General features: G+C 60.5%; 24 protein-coding genes. 13 read left to right on the forward strand and 11 right to left on the reverse strand.

All coding sequences use genetic code 11. The features are described from left to right. Positions 1-47: 47 nt before the first annotated feature. Positions 48-482 carry a PilZ domain-containing protein gene (locus tag HU722_RS09475; RefSeq protein ID WP_065882417.1) on the reverse strand — a complete coding sequence of 145 codons (435 nt, stop codon included), beginning with the start codon at positions 480-482 and terminating at the stop codon, positions 48-50. On the opposite strand from HU722_RS09475, the gene HU722_RS09480 reads away from it, so the two are divergent. The 5 genes from HU722_RS09480 to cysB all read left to right on the forward strand — a co-directional run bounded on the left by HU722_RS09480 (position 481) and on the right by cysB (position 4,389). After that, a complete protein-coding gene (locus HU722_RS09480; RefSeq protein ID WP_065882418.1) occupies positions 481-867 on the forward strand; it encodes a thioredoxin family protein in 387 nt (128 codons plus the stop codon). The genes HU722_RS09475 and HU722_RS09480 overlap by 2 nt on opposite strands. Then, positions 864-1,817, forward strand: coding sequence for a putative 2-dehydropantoate 2-reductase (locus tag HU722_RS09485; RefSeq protein WP_186752986.1), 954 nt, complete (start codon positions 864-866; stop codon positions 1,815-1,817). Before HU722_RS09480 ends, HU722_RS09485 begins: the two co-directional genes overlap by 4 nt. Positions 1,818-1,832: 15 nt before the next feature. Continuing rightward, positions 1,833-2,738 carry a 5'-nucleotidase gene (locus tag HU722_RS09490; protein ID WP_049709305.1) on the forward strand — a complete coding sequence of 302 codons (906 nt, stop codon included), beginning with the start codon at positions 1,833-1,835 and terminating at the stop codon, positions 2,736-2,738. A gap of 72 nt (positions 2,739-2,810) precedes the next feature. Further along, positions 2,811-3,311, forward strand: coding sequence for a universal stress protein (locus tag HU722_RS09495; RefSeq protein ID WP_049709304.1), 501 nt, complete (start codon positions 2,811-2,813; stop codon positions 3,309-3,311). A gap of 103 nt (positions 3,312-3,414) precedes the next feature. Further along, positions 3,415-4,389 carry an HTH-type transcriptional regulator CysB gene (gene cysB, locus HU722_RS09500; protein WP_012722988.1) on the forward strand — a complete coding sequence of 325 codons (975 nt, stop codon included), beginning with the start codon at positions 3,415-3,417 and terminating at the stop codon, positions 4,387-4,389. A gap of 5 nt (positions 4,390-4,394) precedes the next feature. Here cysB and HU722_RS09505 read toward each other — a convergent pair whose 3' ends face one another. Together HU722_RS09505 and HU722_RS09510 are read right to left on the reverse strand one after the other, a co-directional pair. Then, positions 4,395-4,877 (reverse strand): GreA/GreB family elongation factor, encoded by a 483-nt coding sequence (locus tag HU722_RS09505; RefSeq protein ID WP_065872734.1) that lies wholly within the window; start codon positions 4,875-4,877, stop codon positions 4,395-4,397. Positions 4,878-4,882: 5 nt separating this feature from the next. Then, complete coding sequence (locus HU722_RS09510; RefSeq protein WP_065872733.1) at positions 4,883-5,251, reverse strand: hypothetical protein; 369 nt, start codon at positions 5,249-5,251, stop codon at positions 4,883-4,885. 132 nt (positions 5,252-5,383) lie between these two features. Here HU722_RS09510 and earP point away from each other — a divergent pair, with 132 nt between their 5' ends. Both earP and HU722_RS09520 read left to right on the forward strand, forming a co-directional pair. Then, positions 5,384-6,517, forward strand: a complete 1,134-nt coding sequence (gene earP, locus HU722_RS09515) for an elongation factor P maturation arginine rhamnosyltransferase EarP (protein ID WP_065882420.1) — start codon at positions 5,384-5,386, stop codon at positions 6,515-6,517. Positions 6,518-6,566: 49 nt separating this feature from the next. Beyond that, the gene (locus tag HU722_RS09520; RefSeq protein WP_065872731.1) at positions 6,567-7,139 is read left to right on the forward strand and encodes an elongation factor P; all 573 of its coding nucleotides are present in this window, start codon (positions 6,567-6,569) and stop codon (positions 7,137-7,139) included. Positions 7,140-7,207: 68 nt separating this feature from the next. Here the strand turns inward: HU722_RS09520 and HU722_RS09525 are convergent, their stop codons facing one another. From HU722_RS09525 to HU722_RS09540, 4 genes are all read right to left on the reverse strand, one after another. Beyond that, entirely contained in the window at positions 7,208-8,224 is a 1,017-nt protein-coding gene (locus HU722_RS09525) for an alpha/beta hydrolase (protein ID WP_083224225.1), read from the reverse strand. A gap of 27 nt (positions 8,225-8,251) precedes the next feature. Next, the gene (locus HU722_RS09530) at positions 8,252-8,671 is read right to left on the reverse strand and encodes an organic hydroperoxide resistance protein (RefSeq protein WP_010211852.1); all 420 of its coding nucleotides are present in this window, start codon (positions 8,669-8,671) and stop codon (positions 8,252-8,254) included. Positions 8,672-8,934: 263 nt separating this feature from the next. Next, positions 8,935-9,387: a MarR family winged helix-turn-helix transcriptional regulator gene (locus HU722_RS09535; protein ID WP_065872730.1), complete on the reverse strand. Its 453-nt coding sequence runs from the start codon at positions 9,385-9,387 to the stop codon at positions 8,935-8,937. Positions 9,388-9,467: 80 nt separating this feature from the next. Beyond that, complete coding sequence (locus HU722_RS09540; RefSeq protein WP_049709297.1) at positions 9,468-10,418, reverse strand: LysR family transcriptional regulator; 951 nt, start codon at positions 10,416-10,418, stop codon at positions 9,468-9,470. Between the two features lie 109 nt (positions 10,419-10,527). On the opposite strand from HU722_RS09540, the gene HU722_RS09545 reads away from it, so the two are divergent. Continuing rightward, entirely contained in the window at positions 10,528-11,277 is a 750-nt protein-coding gene (locus HU722_RS09545) for a sulfite exporter TauE/SafE family protein (protein WP_065872729.1), read from the forward strand. Here HU722_RS09545 and HU722_RS09550 read toward each other — a convergent pair. Next, on the reverse strand, positions 11,267-12,148 hold the full coding sequence (locus HU722_RS09550) for a LysR family transcriptional regulator (protein ID WP_065882422.1): 882 nt from the start codon (positions 12,146-12,148) through the stop codon (positions 11,267-11,269). The genes HU722_RS09545 and HU722_RS09550 overlap by 11 nt on opposite strands. A gap of 70 nt (positions 12,149-12,218) precedes the next feature. Between HU722_RS09550 and HU722_RS09555 the strand changes: the two genes are divergently transcribed. Both HU722_RS09555 and HU722_RS09560 read left to right on the forward strand, forming a co-directional pair. Next, positions 12,219-12,425: a DUF1127 domain-containing protein gene (locus HU722_RS09555; protein ID WP_065872727.1), complete on the forward strand. Its 207-nt coding sequence runs from the start codon at positions 12,219-12,221 to the stop codon at positions 12,423-12,425. A gap of 45 nt (positions 12,426-12,470) precedes the next feature. Beyond that, complete coding sequence (locus HU722_RS09560; protein ID WP_186752984.1) at positions 12,471-13,700, forward strand: winged helix-turn-helix domain-containing protein; 1,230 nt, start codon at positions 12,471-12,473, stop codon at positions 13,698-13,700. A gap of 112 nt (positions 13,701-13,812) precedes the next feature. Here HU722_RS09560 and HU722_RS09565 read toward each other — a convergent pair whose 3' ends face one another. Beyond that, positions 13,813-15,159: a class II 3-deoxy-7-phosphoheptulonate synthase gene (locus HU722_RS09565; RefSeq protein WP_049709292.1), complete on the reverse strand. Its 1,347-nt coding sequence runs from the start codon at positions 15,157-15,159 to the stop codon at positions 13,813-13,815. Positions 15,160-15,282: 123 nt separating this feature from the next. Between HU722_RS09565 and HU722_RS09570 the strand changes: the two genes are divergently transcribed. Continuing rightward, a complete protein-coding gene (locus HU722_RS09570; RefSeq protein ID WP_049709291.1) occupies positions 15,283-16,038 on the forward strand; it encodes a spermidine synthase in 756 nt (251 codons plus the stop codon). 151 nt (positions 16,039-16,189) lie between these two features. Here HU722_RS09570 and HU722_RS09575 read toward each other — a convergent pair whose 3' ends face one another. Then, positions 16,190-16,981 (reverse strand): crotonase/enoyl-CoA hydratase family protein, encoded by a 792-nt coding sequence (locus HU722_RS09575; RefSeq protein ID WP_065872725.1) that lies wholly within the window; start codon positions 16,979-16,981, stop codon positions 16,190-16,192. Positions 16,982-17,404: 423 nt separating this feature from the next. Between HU722_RS09575 and HU722_RS09580 the strand changes: the two genes are divergently transcribed. Beyond that, the gene (locus HU722_RS09580; protein WP_065872724.1) at positions 17,405-19,078 is read left to right on the forward strand and encodes a DEAD/DEAH box helicase; all 1,674 of its coding nucleotides are present in this window, start codon (positions 17,405-17,407) and stop codon (positions 19,076-19,078) included. A gap of 206 nt (positions 19,079-19,284) precedes the next feature. On the opposite strand, the gene HU722_RS09585 is transcribed toward HU722_RS09580, so the two are convergent. Further along, a complete protein-coding gene (locus tag HU722_RS09585) occupies positions 19,285-20,052 on the reverse strand; it encodes a DODA-type extradiol aromatic ring-opening family dioxygenase (protein WP_065872723.1) in 768 nt (255 codons plus the stop codon). A 103-nt stretch (positions 20,053-20,155) separates the two neighbouring features. Between HU722_RS09585 and HU722_RS09590 the strand changes: the two genes are divergently transcribed. Then, positions 20,156-20,812 (forward strand): thiopurine S-methyltransferase, encoded by a 657-nt coding sequence (locus tag HU722_RS09590; RefSeq protein WP_065909898.1) that lies wholly within the window; start codon positions 20,156-20,158, stop codon positions 20,810-20,812. Positions 20,813-20,909: the final 97 nt, after the last annotated feature.

The raw sequence follows: 20,909 nt of genomic DNA on the forward strand, positions 1-20,909 counted from the left end.
GAACCTTAGCGCGTAACACGGGCCCGCGACAATGGGCAAAGCCCGCTTTAATCCAGCGCTGGCGCCACAAACGCCTCATGAGAGAACTCGCAGGCATGGCGCGATACCCACTCGCGGGCCAATGCTTCGAATTGCTGGGCGGTGGGTTCTGCGTCTTCGTGCTGGCGGCAATAGCGCTCTATCCGGCATGCTTGCTCACCCATTCGCGCACCGAACAGTGCATGTTCATCGGTAAACGAGACACCGACGCGGTAGCCGTTTTCCACCTTGCGGCACCACGCCACATAGCCCGGATAACGCGCGCTGGCGCCCAAGGAAGGGATGTGCAGATCAACCGCCGTGCCCTCGCGCCAGGCGCGTGGCCAATCGCAGGCAACACCGCCCAGGCCGATAGTGTGCAGGCGTTGGCGGGGGATGGCAGGAGAGGGGCGTTGGATTAACTCGACAGCGACATCATCAGGGTGAGGTAAAAAACGACCCATGTACACGGACTCCGAGCACCGTCCAGTTGACGGCGGCAGCAGCAGTATAGTGAAGGAACTGGAATTGACCGACCTGGATATTGACCAGCAATTGCTGGGATTGCCAGGTATTTCGCTTGTCGTGTTCACAAGCGTAGGGTGTTCCAGTTGCCGTTGGGCGCGCCAGCATTTGCCAGGCTGGCCGTTGCCGCTGGACCGGGTGTGCTGGGTGGATGCCGGGCACAACGGCGGCGCGGTCGAACGCTACCAGATCTTTCATTTGCCGGCGTTGTTCGTGGTGTGCGAGGGTCAATTCCTCGGACAATTACAGACGCGTCTTACACCTTCTGACCTTGCTGACTCTATAAAACATGCGCTTACCCGCACTCCAGAGGATCTGCCATGACCGCACAATCACCCCGCATTGGCATCATCGGCACCGGCGCCATCGGTGGTTTCTACGGTTTGATGCTGGCACGCGCCGGTTTTGATGTGCACTTCCTGTTGCGCAGTGAGTACGCAGCGGTCAGCGAGCACGGCCTTCACGTCAACAGCACCGTGCATGGCCCCTTGCACCTGCACCCGGTGCAGGCCTACGCCCGGGCTGCTGACATGCCACCGTGCGACTGGCTTCTGGTGGGCACCAAGTCCACCGGCAACGTCGACCTGGCCCCGACTATCGCCCAGGTTGCGGCGCCGGATGCCAAGGTGGTGTTGCTGCAAAATGGCCTCGATGTGGAAGACAGTCTTCGTGAGCACCTGCCCGCGTCGCTGCATTTGCTGGGCGGGCTGTGCTACATCGGCGTGCATCGTTCTGCCCCCGGTGTTATCGAGCATCAGGCGTTGGGCCGGGTCAACCTGGGGTATCACAGTGGCTCGGCGGCCAATGATGAAACCCGCCAAAAGGCGATCGTCGAAGCCGGCGCCGCGTTGTTTCACAAGGCGGGCATCGAGTCCCAGGCCATGGCGAATGTGCATCAGGCCCGTTGGCATAAGTTGGTGTGGAACGTGCCCTACAACGGCCTCTCGGTATTATTGGGCGCGGGCACCACGGCGATGATGGCGGATGAATCCAGCCGCGAGCTGATTCAGGCGTTGATGGCCGAAGTGGTACAAGGCGCCCACGCCTGCGGCCATGAAATCCCCAAGAGTTACGCTGAGCAGATGTTCGCCATGACCGAAACGATGGTCGACTACCTGCCGAGCATGTACCACGACCACGTGCACAAACGCCCGCTGGAACTGGCGGCGATCTATGCCCGGCCACTCGCCGCGGCAAAAGCTGCCGGTTGCGAACTGCCGCGGATGCAGGCGCTGTACCAGGCCTTGAGTTTTATTGATCGGCATAACCGCTGAGCCGGGGGACACACCATGGCAAAGGGATTGGGCGACAAACTGGTGCTGGCGATCTCGTCGCGCGCCCTGTTCGACCTGAGCGACAGCCACAAGGTCTACCTCGCCCAAGGCGTCGAGGCCTACCGCAAATACCAGATCGAACACGAAGAAGAAATCCTCGAGACCGGCGATGCCTTCCCGCTGGTCAAGAAGCTGCTGAGTCTTAACGCCAGCCTGGGCCGTGCCCGGGTCGAAGTGGTGCTGGTGTCGCGCAACAGTGCCGATACCGGCCTGCGCGTGTTCAACTCGATCCAGCATTACGGCCTGGACATTTCCCGCGCCGCTTTCGTGGGCGGGCGTAGTCCTTATCCTTATTTGGCGGCGTTTGGCTGCCATCTGTTTCTGTCGACCCATGCTGAAGATGTGCGCAGTGCCTTGGACGCCGGTTTCGCGGCGGCGACGATTTTGTCCGGCGGTCCAAACCGTGCCTCCAGCGAAGAGCTGCGCATCGCCTTCGACGGTGACGCCGTGTTGTTTTCCGATGAGTCGGAGCGTGTGTACCAGGCTGGGGGGTTGGAAGCGTTCCAGGCCAACGAGCGGGAGTCGGCGCGCCAGCCGTTGCACGGCGGTCCTTTCAAGGGTTTTTTGGCGGCGCTCAACCTGCTGCAGCGCGAGTTTCCCGATGAGTCCTGCCCGATCCGTACCGCCTTGGTCACCGCGCGCTCGGCGCCGTCGCACGAGCGAGTGATTCGCACCTTGCGTGAGTGGGATATCCGGCTGGACGAGTCGTTGTTCCTCGGCGGCCTGGAAAAATCCGCGTTTCTGGAGGCGTTTGCTGCCGATGTGTTTTTCGATGACCAGGCCGGGCATTGCGAGAAAGCCAGGGAGTTTGTAGCGACCGGGCATGTGCCCCATGGCATCAGTAATGAGGTGAAGATCTAAGCTAATCGTATTCGCCCGGGCACTGCTAAGCTCATTTCATCTCCGCCATCCTGGCAGTTCCGGGGGGGTTCTATGATTCGTTCGATGCTGTACGCCACGGACCTCGGTCTGTACGCGCCTTATGTGATGCAGCACGCGCTGGCGCTGGCCCGAACGTTCAAGGCAGATTTGTATGTGATTCACGTGGTCGAGCCCATCGGGCTGTTCGCCGAATCGGTGTTACAGAGCTACCTTGATGAGAAGGCCCTGAGTGAATGGCAGAGCCAGGGGCTGACCACGGTGATGGCGACGATTGAGCAGCGGGTGCTGGACAGCTTTCGCGAGGAGTTGGGGGAAGGGGAGCAAGACCTGAAGTTGATCCGCTCGGTACGGGTGATCCAGGGGGACCCGTGCGAGGTGATACTCGACCAGTTGCGCAAACTGTCCGTGGACTTGTTGATCGTAGGCAGTCATAGCCACGCGATCGCGGCGGCCACCCCGTTGGGGCGCACCGCTGCACGGGTGCTGCAGTTGTCTACGGTGCCTGTGTACCTGGTGCCTTCGTTACAACGTCGACGCAGTGATGATGCGTGATGGGTAAAAACGATAAAAAGTTCTAGATTTATCCATCAAACCTTTAATATAGTTATATATCGTCGCTGATACCCGTGGCGTCTATCTGCTTTGAGGGACACATATGAAGCTTCAACAACTGCGCTACATCTGGGAAGTGGCGCACCACGACCTCAACGTTTCCGCTACCGCTCAAAGCCTGTACACCTCGCAACCTGGTATCAGCAAGCAGATCCGCCTGCTCGAAGATGAGTTGGGCGTCGAAGTGTTCGCCCGCAGCGGCAAGCACCTCACCCGTGTCACCCCGGCCGGTGAGCGTATCATCACCACCGCCGGCGAGATCCTGCGCAAAGTCGAAAGCATCAAGCAGATCGCCCAGGAATTCTCCAACGAAAAGAAGGGTACCCTGTCCATCGCCACCACCCACACCCAGGCTCGTTATGCGTTGCCGCCGGTGATCCGTGATTTCATCAAGCAATACCCGGACGTGGCCCTGCACATGCATCAGGGTTCGCCGATGCAGATCGCCGAGATGGCCGCTGACGGCACCGTCGATTTCGCCATCGCCACCGAAGCCCTGGAGCTGTTCGGGGACCTGGTGATGATGCCGTGCTATCGCTGGAACCGCTGCGTGGTCGTGCCGCAAGGTCACCCGTTGGCCAAGCTGCCGAAACTGACCCTGGAAGCCCTGGCTGAATACCCGATCGTGACCTACGTATTCGGTTTTACCGGCCGTTCCAAGCTCGACGAAGCCTTCAGCCATCGTGGCCTAACGCCGAAAGTGGTGTTCACTGCGGCCGACGCCGACGTGATCAAGACTTACGTGCGCCTGGGCCTGGGCGTCGGTATCGTCGCCAAGATGGCGGTCGACACGGCCCTCGACAAAGACTTGGTAGTGCTTGATGCGAGCGAGCTGTTCGAGTCGAGTGTGACCAAGATAGGTTTCCGTCGCGGCACTTTCCTGCGTGGTTTCATGTGCGATTTCATCGAGAAGTTTGCGCCCCACCTGACCCGTGAAGTCATGGCCAAGGCGATCCAGTGCCACAACAAGCAGGAACTGGAAGAGCTGTTCGACGGCGTTGAACTGCCCGTTCACTGAGTGGTTTATTTGGCCTCGGTAACCGTAAACAGTTGCCGAGCGCCTGCCACCAGAATCTCCACCTCATCACCTTCAAACTTGCCCAGCAGGCTGTTGCCCAGCGGCGAGCGCGGGGTGATGACGGTCACCGGTTGCCCGACCACGTCCACTTTCAAACCCGCCGCGTCCGGCGCCAGGAACAGCCACTGCTGGCGACCGTTCTCATCATCCAGGCCCAGTAGCGCGCCGATTTCTATGCCCCGCTGATCATCGTAGGCACGCAGTGCCATGTTCTGGCACAGCGCCAGCGACTGCTTGATTTCCTCGACACGCTTGGCTTGCCCGGCTGCCAGGTAGGAAGCCTCCAGCCCCAGAGTGTCGTATTTGTTTTCGGCGATGTTTTCTTCGTGGGTCGCAGTTTCGTAGGCGGTCTGCGCGGCCCGTTGGGCAATGTCGAGGTCGACGCTGAGCTTTTCCAGGACCAACTGGTGGACGGCGTGTTTATTCATAGTGATCAATCGCAGAATTGCAGGACATTGGCCCGAGTCTTTTCGTTGGGAGCGTTCTGGTCTTGTTGCAGCCAGAACTGGCATTTGGGGTTGGACAGGTTGCGTGCATTGTTGCGGGCCTGATCCAGGGCTTGCTGCTGTTCCTGCTTCTGCAGGTTCTGCTGGTATTGCTCGAACAGGCGGTTCGGCGGTTCAGGTTCCACAACCGCAGGCTTGCCCAATTGCTGGACCGCCTGGGCCACCGGCGCCAAGCTCTGCGGGAACAGATAGCGCGAAGCCAGCCAAGTGGTCAGCACGATGGCGATAAACCCCAGCCACACGCCAAACGCGATAGAGACACTGAGCTTGAGCAGCGAGAACGAACGATCAGACATGGCGGCCTCCTGGCAGGCATTTGCGGCGTGGCGGCGATTGTCGCACAGCCGCTGTGCAGAATAATCGCGATCAAGCCTTCTGCATCGGTGCATTTATGCGGACAATCGAGCCTTTGATCGTTGGAGCCCGGAATGAAAGCCCGCTGGGATATTTTTTGCAGCGTCGTCGACAACTACGGCGATATCGGCGTGACCTGGCGCCTGGCTCGGCAATTGGTGGCGGAGCACGCTTGCGCTGTGCGTTTGTGGGTCGATGACCTGCGTGCCTTCGAACGCATGTGCCCGGAAATTGATGTGCAGCAAGACCTGCAATGGCAGGAAGGCGTCGAAGTGTGCCATTGGCCGGCCGAGTGGGTGGGGGCGCCTGCGGCGGACGTAGTGATCGCCGCCTTCGCCTGTCAGTTACCGCCCGACTATATGGAAGCCATGGCCGAACGCGAGCGTACGCCGTTATGGATGAACCTGGATTACCTCAGCGCGGAAGACTGGGTAGTGGGGTGTCACCGGTTGCCTTCGGTGAAATTCAAAGGCGTGCAGAAGTACTTCTTCTTTCCCGGGTTTCGTCCCGGCACCGGAGGCTTGCTGCGCGAGGCGGGTCTGCTGGAGCAGCGTCGGGCCTTTCAGCAGGATGCCAGCGCGCAGCGAGATTTCCTGCAAGCCTTGGGCATATTTCCCGCAGCCGATGCGCGGCTGATCTCACTGTTTGCCTACGAAAATGCCGGGCTGGCCAGTTGGCTGGACGTGTTATCGACGGATGGGCGTGCCACTCATCTGTTGGTTCCGGAGGGCCGTATTCTGGGTGATGTGCAGCGCTGGCTGGGCCTGGACCGGCTGGCAGCGGGGGACATCCAGCAACGCGGAGCGCTGACGGTGCAGGTCATCGCGTTCGTACGCCAAGAGCAATATGACCACCTGCTGTGGTGCTGCGACTTCAATGCCGTACGCGGCGAAGACTCGTTCGTGCGCGCCCAATGGGCCGGCCGGCCGTTGCTGTGGCACATCTATCGCCAGGACGAAGACATCCATCTCGACAAGCTCGATGCCTTCCTGGAGCTGTACACGGCCGGCTTATCAGCGGCGGCAAAGGCTGCCTTTATCGGGCTCTGGCAAGCCTGGAACACGGAGGGCGATATGGCACAACCGTGGAAAATGCTGCTGGAACACGGGTCGGAGGTGAGCCAGCACGCCGAAACATGGTGTCTGGAACAGGGCTTGCAGGCCGATCTTGCGACGGCGCTGGTGAAGTTTTATGAAAGTTGGATATGATACGCCACCTTGAATTTTGTAAATCCCATCCAAATTTCGGATATATGCAATGAAAACTGGTAAAGAACTGAAACCCGGTACAGTGATCCGTCTCGAAAACGACCCTTGGCTGGTTCAGAAAGCTGAGTTCACCAAGTCTGGTCGTAACAGCGCAATCATGAAGACCAAGCTGAAGAACCTGCTGACCGGTTACAAGACCGAGATCGTCTACAGCGCCGATGACAAACTGGACGACGTGATCCTCGACCGCAAAGAAGCGACCCTGTCCTTCATCAGCGGCGACACCTACACGTTCATGGACACCACCGACTACACCATGTACGAGCTGAACGCTGAAGATATCGAAGCCGTTCTGCCGTTCATCGAGGAAGGCATGGAAGACGTTTGCGAAGCTATTTTCTTCGAAGAGCGCCTGGTTTCCGTAGAGCTGCCGACCACCATCGTGCGTAAAGTGGCCTACACCGAAGGTTCCGCTCGCGGCGACACTTCCGGCAAGGTGATGAAGCCTGCCAAGCTGAGCAACGGTACCGAACTGCAAGTGGCCGATTTCATCGAAATCGACGACATGATCGAAATCGATACCCGCGAAGGCGGTTCGTACAAAGGTCGCGCCAAGAAGTAATTCTGGCCCAGCCGATACGAAAAAAAGCCCGACCTTGTGTCGGGCTTTTTCGTGGGCGTCGTACTGACTTACTTCAGGTGTTGCTTCAGTTCGTCCGACGCTTGCAGCAGGGCTGAGCGCACCGCTGGTACCTGGCTGACCACATTGAGCAAACCGTAGTCGTGGATCATGCCGTTGTAGCGCACGGCAGTTACCGGCACACCGGCTGCATCCAGTTTGCGGGCATAGGCCTCGCCTTCATCACGCAGCACATCGGCGCCGGCCGTCTGGATCAGCGCGGGCGGCAAGCCTTTGAGCTGAGCAGGGGTGGCCCGCAGCGGCGAGGCGTAGACCTCGGCGCGCTGGTTGGCGTCGGTGGTGTAGTTGTCCCAGAACCACTTCATCATATTGCGGGTGAGGAAGTGCCCTTCGGCATACTGGTCGTAGGACCCCGTGTCGAAGCTGGCGTCGGTCACCGGCCACAGCAGCAGCTGGAATTTGATGGCTGGCGTGCCCTTGTCCTTGGCCATCAGGCTGACCACGGCCGCCATATTGCCGCCGACACTGTTGCCCGCTACCGCCAGGCGCTTGCCATCGACATTGATCTCTTTGCCATGCTCGGCCACCCATTTAGTGGCGCCGTAGGCCTGGTTGATCGCCACCGGATAGTGCGCTTGCGGCGAAGGCGTGTAGTTGACGAACACCGCCACCGCACCTGAGCCCGCCACCAAATCCCGCACCAGGCGTTCGTGAGTCGGGTAATCCCCCAGCACCCAGCCGCCACCGTGGAAGAACATGAACACCGGCAATGTGCCCTTGACCCCGGCCGGACGCACGATGGTCAGGTCCAGCGGCTTACCATCGACCTGAATGGTCTTCTGGCTCACTTCCGCCTTGGGTAAGGTCAGCTTCACACCGGCCTGGGCGCCAGTGAGTACGGCACGGGCGTCCTTTGGCGTCAGTTGCTCTATTGGTTTACCGGTGCCGGCGTTCAACGCATCCAGGAAGGCCTGGGTGTTGTGTTCCACATCACCCGTCGCAGCAAAGGCATTGGTGATAGACAGGGCGAGCAGGGTACCGGTGAGCGCTTTACCAATTGTGTTCATGTCGTTCTCCAGGGGCGGCCAAGGTCATCAGACGGTCACGTGCAGGCGCACATCGACGTTGCCACGGGTGGCGTTGGAGTACGGGCAGACTTGGTGAGCCGCGTCGACCAGGCTTTGCGCGTCGTCCTGAGCCAGGCCCGGCAGGCTGATGTGCAGGTCGATATCCAGGCCGAAACCACCGGGGATCTGGCCGATGCCGACGTGGGCAGTGATCGAGGCGTCATCCGGGATTTTGCGTTTGGTCTGGCTGGCGACGAATTTCAGCGCGCCGATAAAGCAGGCCGAGTAGCCGGCAGCGAACAGTTGTTCAGGGTTAGTGGCCTGGCCACCGGCACCGCCGAGTTCTTTGGGGGTGGAGAGTTTGACGTCGAGGATGTTGTCGTTGGAAACAGCACGACCATCACGGCCGCCGGTGGCGGTGGCTACTGCGGTATAGAGCGTTTGCATGGTGTTGTCCTCTTGTGTTGTAGCGCTAAATGTTTGTGCGCTAAGTAGTTGGTGAGGCGAATGTATAGCGCTAATGTTTAGCGCGCAAGCTAAATTTATAAAAAAGTTTGCATTGAGTAGTTTTCTGACGCGCCACAAAACCAAATGTGGGAGCTGGCTTGCCTGCGATAGCGGTGGGTCAGTCAATGCTGCTGTGACTGATAGACCGCTATCGCAGGCAAGCCAGCTCCCACATTTAGATATTGGGTGGCTGGTCTAGCGCGTTAGATGCTGGCTTGCAGGTTGGTGCGCAACGCAATCAAATCGCCTTGCAGCTTGCGCAACTGGTCCAATTCCAAGCCGCTGGCGCCAAGAATGCACTGAGGTATCCCCATGGCCTTGTCCTGCAACGCCCGGCCGGCGTCGGTCAATTCCACCACGACCACGCGCTCATCTTCACGGCTGCGTGTACGGCTGAGCAGGCCTTCGACCTCCAGGCGCTTGAGCAGCGGAGTGAGGGAGCCCGGATCGGTCAGCAGGCGGCTGCTGATTTCGCCGACGGTCAAACCGTCCTCTTCCCACAGCACCATCATCGCCAGGTACTGCGGATAGGTCAGGCCCAGGGCCTGCAACAAAGGCTTGTAGACCTTGGTCATCAACAGCGAGGTGGAGTGCAGGGCGAAGCACAGCTGGTTGTCCAGCATCAGCGATTCGCACGGATCAGGGTTTTTGCTCATGGCGGTGCCTCGAAAAAACGTGTCTGGGCTGGAATCTAGCGGGCAAATCTTTAATGCGCCAGATAATTCTGTCCGGGTGGTCAGACCAAGCCGCTTTGCAATGCCAGGTCCCAGGGCGGTACTGGGCTGAAACGGGTTTTGAGGTATTCCAGCAGCAAGCGGCTACGTGCATTGGGTTGCTGCTCCAGGCGCAGCGCATAGATCCCGGTGGTCTCGGGGCTGGGCAAGCCGTTTTCGCAAAACAACGGTAACAGCTCGCCGCGCACCAAGTACTCACTGGCGAGCCATGTGGGCAGATGGGCAATACCCAGCCCCGCCAGTGCGCCGGACAGCAAGGCTTCAGCGTTGTTGGCGCTCATGCGGATGCGCTGCGGGCGATAGGTCGCGCGGCGCCCATCCAGCTCAAAGCGCCAGGCGAACATCGGCGCCAAGCCATCCCAGTCCAGCCCGTCGTGTTCGCTTAGCTCGCGAGGATGCAGCGGCGTGCCACGGCTTTTCAGATAGGCCGGGCTGGCGCAGGCGATGCGTACGATGCTCGCCAGGGGCGTGGCGATCAGCCGGGTATCGACGATATGCCCGGCGCGCAGCACCAGATCGACCTTGCCCAGGTGCGCGCCCTGCATATCCACAAAGCTGTCGATCAAATGCAGGTGCACATCCAGCCCCGGATACACATTGAGGAAATCTGCAATCACCGGCGCCAGATGCCGTCGTCCAAACGCTGCCGGCGCATCCACGCGAATCAAGCCTTCCGGCGCATGGCTGAGGGACACCGCTTCGGCGCGCGCCAATTGCAACTCGCTGACAATCCGTCGCGCCCGCTCGGCAAACGCCAGGCCTGCCGGGGTCGGCACTACCGCGTGGGTGCTGCGCTGGAACAGGCGGCTGCCCACTGAGCTTTCCAGGCTGTCGATGCGCCGTGCCACCGCTGAGGGCGTCAGCGGGTGGCGACGTGCGGCGGCGGAAAAGCTGCCGGTCTCCAGTACATCGAGAAACAGGCCCAGCTGATCGGTCAAGGTATTCGGGTTCATGACTCAAACGCTTATGCGAGATTGGCACAGCCATTGTGCGTTGCTATGCGTTTCCACGCCATAGCCGACTGCGTAGCATGCAAGGCCTGGGATTGAGGAGTAACGCGCAGTGTTGGATTTAGTGATGTATTTGATCTTGGGCGCGGCCCTCGGCACGGTGGGCGGCCTGTTTGGCATTGGTGGCGGGCTGATTGCGATTCCGGTGCTCGGCGTATTGTTCGGCCTGGACCAGCAGTTGGCCCAAGGCACGGCGCTGGTCATGGTGGTGCCCAACGTGATGCTTGCGCTGTGGCGCTATCACCAACGCAACCGCATCGAACTGCGGCATGCGCTGCCGTTGGGGATCATGGGCTTCAGTTTTGCCTGGCTCGGTTCGATCTGGGCGGTGGGCCTGGATGCGGGGGCGATGCGCATCGGCTTTATCGTCTTTCTGATGGTGCTGGCGGCCTATAACCTGCTGCGCATGTTCACCCGCAACGCACCCCCGACTGCACAGATGCGTTACTCCTGGCCCTGGCTGGGCGTACTGGGTGCGGCGTCGGGCTCTATGGGCGGCCTGTTTGGCGTGGGGGGCGCGGTGGTCGCCACGCCGGTACTCACCAGCGTGTTTGGCACCAGCCAAGTGGTCGCGCAAGGATTGTCGCTGGCCTTGGCGCTGCCCAGCACCGGCGTAACGCTGGTGACCTACGCCTGGCACCAGGAAGTGGACTGGATGATCGGCGTGCCGTTGGCCGTCGGCGGCTTGCTCAGTATCAGTTGGGGTGTGAAGGTGGCGCATGCGCTGCCGGAGCGCGTGCTGCGCGGCTTGTTCTGTGGCTTCCTGGTGGTGTGCGCGGTGATGCTGACCTTTAAAGTCTGAAACCTTCGAGGATGTAGTCCGCCAGGCATTCGGTGATGGGCGAATTCATCTGTGGGTTGCGCAACAGGTGCAGGTTCATCGACGGCAGTGGCGGCAGGCCCTCGTCCTTGCCAAGCACGCGCAGGTCATCAGTCACCAGGCTTTCCATGCTGACCATCATCGCCAGGCCGGCGTTGACCACCGCCTGGATCGCCGCCACGTTGGAGCTGTGATAGGCCAGGCGATAATCCCGCCCGGCCGCCTCCAGTGCCGAGCGTGCCCACTGGGTGTAAAGACAATCGGCACCGGACATCGCCAGTGGCAGGGCCTCATGCTCGTCCGTGCAAAAGCATGGCGCCGCCGCCCACACCATGCGTTCTGTGCGCAACAGTTCACCGATTTCATTGCCTGGCTCGCGACTGACAACGGTCAACGCCAAATCACGGCGCTGCATCAGCACTGGTGAGGATTCGCAGTGCATCTCGATCTGGATCAGCGGATAGGCCTTGGAAAACTGCTTGAGAATCCCTGGCAGGAAACGCATCACGTAGTCATCTGGCGTGCCGATGCGCACCAAGCCCACCATGTGCGGCTCACGCAGGGTGTTGAACACCTCGCTGTGCAGTTTCAGGATGCGCCGTGCATACCCCAGCAACACCTGGCCTTCGGGTGTGAGCCGTACCTGCCGACCATCACGCTCGAACAGCTTGCGCTGCAACACGTCTTCTTCCAGGCGCTTCATCTGCATGCTCACCGCCGACTGGGTGCGGTTGACCAATTCCCCGGCGCGGGTGAAACCGCCCTGATCGGCGATGGCGACGAAGGTGCGCAGCACTTCTGTGTCGATGCTTGGAAAACTGGACAAATGATCAATCTCTGAGATGTATTGCATAAGAAACATTCGTTGGATTGATCATAAGCCCGAGCACACACTTGCGCCATCCCCACTGGAGGGCGAGAAGATGAAAGGTCAAAGAGGTTTTGTAGTGCTGGTGAAACGTCCATTTTCCGGGCTGTTTCACAAGATTTCCCGTTGGCAGGTGGTGCACGAGGAGCGGCAGATGCTGGCAACCTTGAGCGATGAGGCGCTCAAGGACATCGGGCTCAATCGCGGCGACGTAGAGCAGGAGCGACACCTGCATTTCTGGCAAGACCCGCTGCGAAAATGATCGCTGATGCAGTAGGGTGTTCGGTGAGTCCACACGGAGAACCTCATGCCCGCCGACCTGTCTTTTTCACTTAAGCAAGCTCGACGCATGGCGCTGGTGGCCCAAGGTTTTTCCGGACGCCAGGCGCCTGCGCTGATTAAGGCTACGCATCTCAACCGGATGATTGAGCGCCTCGGCGTGTTGCAGATCGACTCGGTGAACGCCGTGGTGCGCTCGCATTACCTGCCGCTGTTTTCCCGATTGGGCAATTACTCCCCTTTGCTCCTTGAGCAGGCGGCCTGGAGCCAGGGCCGGCGGCGTTCGTTGTTCGAATACTGGGGGCATGAGGCGTCACTATTGCCGCTGGCGCTTTACCCGTTGATGCGCTGGCGCATGGTACGGGCGCAGCAGGGGCAGGGTATCTATTCACAGATGGCGCGTTTTGGTCGGGAGCAGCAGGCCACGATCCAGCGCGTTTTGCGCACGGTCGGGCAACAGGGCGCATTGGGTGCCGGCAGCCTCTCGACGCGTGAGGAGCGCGCCGGCCTTTGGTGGGACTGGAGCGATGAGAAACACGCGCTGGAATGGTTGTTTGCGGCCGGCCTGGTGACGGTTGCTGGCCGACGTGGCTTTGAGCGTCTCTACGATTTGCCGGAGCGGGTCATTCCCAGCGCTGTCCTACAAACCTCTGTGACTGAGGCCGAAGCCCAGCGCGGCTTGCTGCTGCACAGCGCCACGGCGTTGGGCGTGGGCACCGAGAAGGACCTGCGCGATTACTTCCGTCTCGATCCTGCCGACAGCCGCAATCGCCTCGCCGAACTGGTGGAACACGGCCGACTGCAGGTTTGCCAGGTACAAGGTTGGAAACAACCGGCCTACTGCCTGCCCGAACCCAAAGTGCCGCGCAACGTCACGGCCAGCGCATTGCTGTCGCCATTCGATTCGTTGATCTGGGAACGCAGCCGCACCGAGCGCTTGTTCGATTTCCGTTACCGCTTGGAGATCTACACGCCACAGGACAAACGCGTCTACGGCTATTACGTGCTGCCGTTTTTGCACAACGAACGGATCGCCGCGCGCATCGACTTGCGCGCCGAGCGCGCCAATGGTCGTTTGGCGGTGCATGCGGTGCATGAGGAGGCGCCGGGGCTTGATGAGGAGGGGATGTTGGCGCTGGCGCTGAACCTGCGGCAGATGGCTGATTGGCTGGGACTTGAACAGGTCCAGCTCAATTGCCAACGGCCGAGTGCCGACCGGTTAAGGGCGGCAATGATGACTATGGATATTGGCCTATAGGGCCCCATCGCGGGCAAGTCGAATCGTCGCACCGCCGCTCCCACATTTGGAGCGCATTCCCCTGTGGGAGCCGGGCTTGCCCGCGATGGCGTCGGCTCAGTCGACAAAAATCTCAGCGCTTGACCTGCTTCAACGTCTCAGCAATCAAAAACGCCAACTCCAGCGACTGATCGGCATTCATCCGCGGGTCGCAATGGGTGTGATAGCGGTCCGACAAACCATCTTCAGTAATCGGCCGCGCGCCGCCGATGCATTCGGTGACGTTCTGCCCGGTCATTTCGATATGAATCCCGCCGGCATACGTCCCCTCGGCCTGGTGCACCTGGAAGAATTCCTTCACCTCGCCCAGGATCTGCGCAAAGTCGCGGGTCTTGTAGCCGCTGCTGGCCTTGATGGTGTTGCCATGCATCGGGTCGGAGCTCCACAGCACCTGCTTGCCCTCGCGCTGTACCGCACGAATCAGGCCTGGCAGGTGGTCGCCGACCTTGCCGGCGCCCATGCGCGCGATCAGGTTGAGGCGGCCGGGGTCGTTGTCCGGGTTGAGGATGTCGATCAAGCGGATCAAGTCATCCGGGTTCATGCTCGGGCCGACCTTGACGCCGATCGGGTTGTTCACCCCGCGCAGGAATTCGACGTGGGCACCGTCCAACTGGCGCGTACGGTCGCCGATCCACAGCATGTGCGCCGAGCAGTCGTAGTAGTCGTTGGTCAGGCTGTCACGGCGCACGAAGGCTTGTTCGTAATTGAGCAGCAGCGCTTCGTGGGCGGTGAAGAAGCTGGTTTCGCGCAGTTGCGGCGAGCTGTCCATGCCGCAGGCGCGCATGAAGGCCAGGGTTTCATCGATGCGGTCGGCCAGTTGGCTGTATTTTTCGGCCAGGGCGGAGTTGGCGATGAAGTCCAGGTTCCACTTGTGCACCTGGTGCAGGTCGGCAAAACCGCCTTGGGCAAACGCGCGCAACAGGTTGAGGGTGGCGGTGGACTGGTGATAGGACTGCAACAAGCGGTCCGGGTCCGGCACGCGGCTTTTTTCATCGAAACCGATGCCGTTGACGATATCGCCACGGTAGGCGGGCAGGGTGATGCCGTCGATGGTCTCGTCGTTGGCCGAACGCGGCTTGGCGAACTGGCCGGCCATGCGCCCGACTTTGACCACCGGGCAGCCGGCGGCGAACGTCATCACAATGGCCATCTGCAGCAACACCTTGAAGGTGTCGCGGATTTTTGCGGCGGAGAATTCGGCAAAACTCTCGGCGCAATCGCCACCTTGCAGCAGGAACGCGCGTCCCTGGGTCACTTCGGCGAACTGACGACGCAACTCGCGGGCTTCCCCGGCAAACACCAGCGGCGGGTAGCTGGCCAGGCTCTGCTCCACGTGCAGCAGGTGCGCAGCGTCCGGGTACTGGGGTTGTTGCTGGATCGGCAGGGCGCGCCAGCTGTCGGGGCTCCAGGGTTGGCTCATCATGCACTCGATTGTTGATTGACGGTCGGGCGCCAATGTTATCAGCAATTAGTGCGTGACCTGTTGCCGCCGGTTGGCCGACAATCGCGCCTTTGCCGTGCAGCAAACCCTTTAGGAGTAGTGATGACCGAGGAGCGTGTCGAGCGCCTGCTCGCCGAAGTCCATGATGATTTCGGCATGATCCGTGTGCTCGAAGTGGCCGATTACCGTTTTCTCGAGTTCGGCGATGCCATCGAGCAAAGCTGCGTGTTCACGGCAGACCCGAGCTGGCTGGAGTACGACTACACCCGCGCGATGCTGATCGGCGCGTTGTGCCATGAGCAGCCGGAAAGCGCGCTGTTCCTCGGCCTGGGCGCCGGCACGTTGACCCAGGCGTGCCTGAAGTTCCTGCCGCTGGAGGACGTGGAGGCCATCGAGTTGCGTCCCGACGTACCGCGCCTGGCCATCGAATACCTGGGGCTGGACGATGACCCACGGCTGTATATCCGCGTCGGCGACGCGCTGCAATTGCTCGACACGGCTGAGTCGGCCGACCTGATTTTCGTCGACCTCTACACCGACGTCGGCCCCGGCGTCGGGCACCTGGCCTGGACCTTCTTGGAAAACTGCCAGAAAAAACTCAACCCCGGCGGCTGGCTGGTGATCAACCAATGGGCCACCGACGATGGCAAACCGTTGGGTGCGGCGTTGTTGCGCGGGTTGTACCACCGGCATTACTGGGAATTGCCGGTGAAGGAGGGGAATGTGATTCTGCTGGTGCCTTCGGAGTTGGATCAGGAACTGGACCTTGGCGCGCTTTCGGCGCGTGCTGAAGCGCTGGCACCGCGGTTGGGCTATTCGTTGCAGTCGCTGATCAAGGCGATTCGGCCGGCTACTTAGTTGCCTGGAACGACGCCATCGCGGGCAAGCCCGGCTCCCACATTCGACCGCATTCCTACAGGATGCACGCAGTCAAAATGTGGGAGCGGCGGTTCGACGCTTCGACTTGCCCGCGATGAGGCCATCACTGTCGACGGCTAATTCAGGTTGTTCATATACCCTTGAACACCCCCGGCCGCTTCTCAATCATCGCCCGCACACCCTCCTTGGCATCCTCGCTGTTAAGCAACTTATCCACCACTGGCGGCAAAGCCGCTGCCGCGACGGCTTCGCCTTCCATGTGCGCCAGCCGTGCCGACATCAACGTGGCTTGCACACCCAACGGTGCCTGGCGCGCAATACGGTTAGCCAGTTCGACGGCGCGCGGCAGCAAATCTTCGCTGGCCATTACTTCCTGCACCAAACCCAAGCGCAGCGCGTCATGGGCATCGAATTCATCGCCGGTCAGCAGCCAGCGCATCGCATTGCCCCAGCCTGCGACTTGATGAAAGCGCAGCGTCGCGCCGCCAAACGGAAAGATCCCACGCTGTACTTCCATCTGCGCAAAGCGCGTATTGCTCGCGCACAGGTTGATGTCCGCCGCGAGCATCAGCTCGATCCCGATGGTCAGGCAGTAGCCCTGGGCCGCGACGATCACCGGTTTGCTCACACGCGGGCCGGCAAACACGCCCCAGGGATCGCAGCCCCCCAGCGGTGGTTGCCAGCCGCCGGCCATCACCGCGCTGACATTGGCCAGGTCCAGCCCGGCGGTAAAGTGATCACCATGGGCAAACACCACCGCCACCCGCGCATCGGCATTTCGATCAAATTCACCATACGCCAGGCTCAGCGCGTTGAGCAGGTCCAGGTCGAAAGCGTTGCGTTTGGCTACCCGGTCCAGGCCCAACAGCAGGACATGGCCCTGCAGTTCTCGGCTGACGCGGCTGCTGCTGGCTTGATTCATCGGGTGTGCCCTCGGGCGCGGGGAAGGGTTTCAGACCAAAGGGTCGGAAGGGTTGGGTGAACCGTTTAAGCGTAATGACCAACAGGGCCGGGCCTTTGAAAAATAGACCTTACGCGTGTTATCTGCAAAGACTGTGACGCAACGCGGTTTATCAGTGCTTTACGATAAAAAAAGCTCCCTTTTTCAGCTATTTCCGGTATAGTGCGCGCCGGCCTTTAACCGGGCCGCGTTTAGGTAGCGCAATTCCCCGAAGTCAGCTTCGGCTGCACGTCCGCACAGCGGACTCTCCCTTGACGAATCTTTTTCATTCATTCGTTTTCGCAAATCCCCGCCGACAAAGCAGCCAGGGCGACTCTTGAGTCTCAACACGGCATGCGCAGCTTTGGAGCATGGGTCTTTGCGGATGCACTTAGAGGCAGACCCATGACCCAGGAAACCGGCGGCTTCGCCGCTTTTAATCTTAACCCGAACATTCTCGCTGCCGTCATCGCGACCGGCTACGAAGAACCTTCGGCGATTCAGCAGCAATCGATCCCGATCATCATGGCCGGCCAGGACATGATTGGCCAGGCGCAAACCGGTACTGGTAAAACCGCCGCGTTCGCCCTGCCTATCCTGCACTGCATCGATCCTGCCAAGCGCGAACCGCAAGCCCTGATCCTGGCGCCAACGCGTGAGTTGGCGCTGCAAGTAGCAACCGCTTTTGAAACCTACGCCAAGCAAATGCCAGGCGTTACCGTTGTGGCCGTTTACGGCGGCGCGCCGATGGGCCCGCAACTGAAAGCAATCCGTAACGGCGCACAGATCGTTGTCGCCACCCCGGGCCGTCTGTGCGACCACCTGCGTCGCGACGAGAAAGTCCTGTCGACCGTGAACCACCTGGTTCTCGACGAAGCTGACGAAATGTTGAAGCTGGGCTTCATGGATGACCTGGAAGTCATCTTCAAGGCGCTGCCACCAACCCGTCAGACCGTACTGTTCTCGGCCACCCTGCCACAGTCGATCCGTGCCATTGCCGAACGCCACCTGCGCGATCCGCAACACGTGAAGATCCAGACCAAGACTCAGACCGTTACCGCGATCGAACAGGCTCACCTGTTGGTTCACGCTGACCAGAAGACCTCGGCTGTATTGAGCCTGCTGGAAGTCGAAGACTTCGACGCCCTGATCATGTTCGTGCGCACCAAGCAAGCGACCCTGGACCTGGCCAGTGCCCTGGAAGCCAAAGGCTACAAAGCCGCTGCGCTGAACGGTGACATCGCCCAGAACCAACGTGAGCGCGTGATCGACTCCCTCAAGGATGGCCGTCTGGACATCGTTGTGGCGACCGACGTGGCTGCACGTGGTCTCGACGTTCCACGTATCACCCACGTGTTCAACGTTGACATGCCGTACGATCCAGAGTCCTACGTTCACCGTATCGGCCGTACCGGCCGTGCCGGTCGCGAAGGTCGTGCACTGCTGCTGGTGACTCCACGTGAGCGCCGCATGCTGCAAGTGATCGAGCGTGTGACCGGTCAGAAAGTCGCCGAAGTCCGCCTGCCGGATGCCCAGGCCGTTCTGGATGCTCGCATCAAGAAACTGACCAACAGCCTGTCGCCGCTGGTGGCTGACGCTGAATCGACCCACGGCGAACTGCTTGACCGCCTGACCGCCGATATCGGTTGCACCCCACGTGCCCTGGCTGCAGCCCTGCTGCGTAAAGCGACCAACGGTCAGGCCCTGACCCTGGCAGCCATCGAGAAAGAACGCCCACTGGTGCCGAACAACGCGCCACGCGGTGATCGTCCAGAGCGTACTGGCGACCGTCCAGACCGTGGTGATCGTGAGCGTCGTGCTCCGGTTCCATTGGCTGAAGGCCGTGCTCGTTGCCGTACCGCGCTGGGCGCGCGTGACGGTATCGCTGCCAAGAACCTGCTGGGCGCTATCCTCAACGAGGGTGGCCTGGCACGTGAAGCCATCGGTCGCATTCAGGTCCGTGACAGCTTCTCCCTGGTGGAGCTGCCGGAAGATGGTCTGGAAAAACTGCTGACCAAGCTGAAAGACACTCGCGTTGCCGGTAAGCAGTTGAAGCTGCGTCGCTACCGCGAAGATTGATCCGCCCTTGGGCTGATTGATCACACATAAAAAATCCCCGACTGGTTCGGGGATTTTTTTTGCCTTGGATTCAGGCTGTGTCCGGATCAGCACCCAATCCAATGTGGGAGCTGGCTTGCATGCGATAGCGATGTATCAGTGATAAATGTGCTTGACTGAACCACCGCCATCGCAGGCAAGCCAGCGCCCACAAGAGGAGGCGTTCGTTAGTCGAAGCGGTAAATGTCCATTCCTAGGGCGCCCATGGTGAACCCCTGGTGCGCCACGCTGAAATCGCCACCGGCGCCACGTGCAAAGTACAGCGGCAACAAATGCTCATCGCTGGGATGGCTACGTACCGCATGCGGTGCCTGACGGCGATAGTCGTGCAGCGCGGTCTCATCGTTGGCCGCCAGCTTATCCACCACCCAGTCCCGGAAATCCTGCGCCCAGGGCTCTATGCTCTCAGGCCCCGCGTGCCAGTCCAGTTCGCCCAGGTTATGGGTGATGCTGCCCGAGCCGATCAACAGCACACCTCTGTCGCGCAGGCTGGCAAGCGCATGCCCGACCCGCGTCTGCAGGGCAGGGCCCATACGGCTGGGCAGGGAAACCTGCACCACTGGAATGTCTGCCGCCGGGTACATCAGCGACAACGGTACCCAGGTGCCGTGGTCGAACGGGCGTTGGTCGTCTATGCGTGCATTCAAATCATCGGCGTGCAACAACTCGACTATTTCGCCGGCCAACTGCGGATCGCCCGGCGCGGGGTATTGCACGGCAAACAATTCGCGGGGGAAGCCACCAAAATCGTGCCAGGTGTCAGGCGCGGCGCTGCCGCTGACCAGCAGCTCATGGCTTTCCCAATGCGCCGACACCACCACGATTGCCTTCGGCCGTGGTATCTCGGCGGCAAGTCGCTGAAGCGCCGGGCCGCTGGCGCCGGGTTGCAGGGCGAGCATGGGCGAACCGTGGGAGATAAACAGGCTGGGGAACATAAGTGGGGTCCTGAGCGTTAACATGGGCCCATCTTTAATCAGATCATTGATCTAAATCTAATATAAGTTTTAGCACCATTTGATCGAATTTTTGGGGGCATCCATGGAGCCTGAGTTTTGGCGGGAGCGCTGGGCGCGCAATCAGATCGGCTTTCATTTGCCCGAGGTCAATCCTTACCTGCAACGGCACTGGCCGAAGTTGGCCCTCGCCGAGGGCGCCAAAGTGCTGGTGCCATTGTGTGGCAAAAGCCTGGACCTGATGTGGCTGGCCAGCCTGGGGTTTCGGGTGCTGGGCGTGGAGCTGTCGGAACAGGCGGTGGAAGCCTTCTTCACAGAGCAGAGTCTGACACCGCGAGTCACCGAACGAGGCGCCTTCAAGGTGTATCAGGCGGATTTGATCGAAGTATGGTGCGGCGATTTCTTCGCCTTGGACGCGCAAGTCCTGGCTGATTGCACCGCGCTCTATGACCGCGCCGCGCTGATCGCCCTGCCACCGCTGCTGCGTGCGCAGTATGCCGAACACCTGAATACGCTTTTGCGGCCGGGTTGCCAGGGGCTGCTGATCACCCTCGATTATGACCAGACGCAAAAAGCCGGCCCGCCGTTTGCAGTGACGCATGATGAGGTGAAGGTGCTGCTTGGCTCGCATTGGGCCTTGGCGGTGCAGGAAGAGCAAGACATCCTGGGCGAAAGCTGGAAGTTCGTGCAGGACGGCGTTACGCGGCTTGAGGAGCGGGTGTATCAGCTGACGATGCGCTGAGCCCGCGATGACCACAGAGTAGGGTAGTGAGCGGGCTTGTCCCGCGCTGGGCTGCGGAGCGGCCCCAATAAGGCCGCTGCGTTTCTTCAGGTAAAGC

Origin of the sequence: Pseudomonas tritici, from assembly GCF_014268275.3 — a bacterium.
Taxonomy (GTDB): domain Bacteria; phylum Pseudomonadota; class Gammaproteobacteria; order Pseudomonadales; family Pseudomonadaceae; genus Aquipseudomonas; species Aquipseudomonas tritici.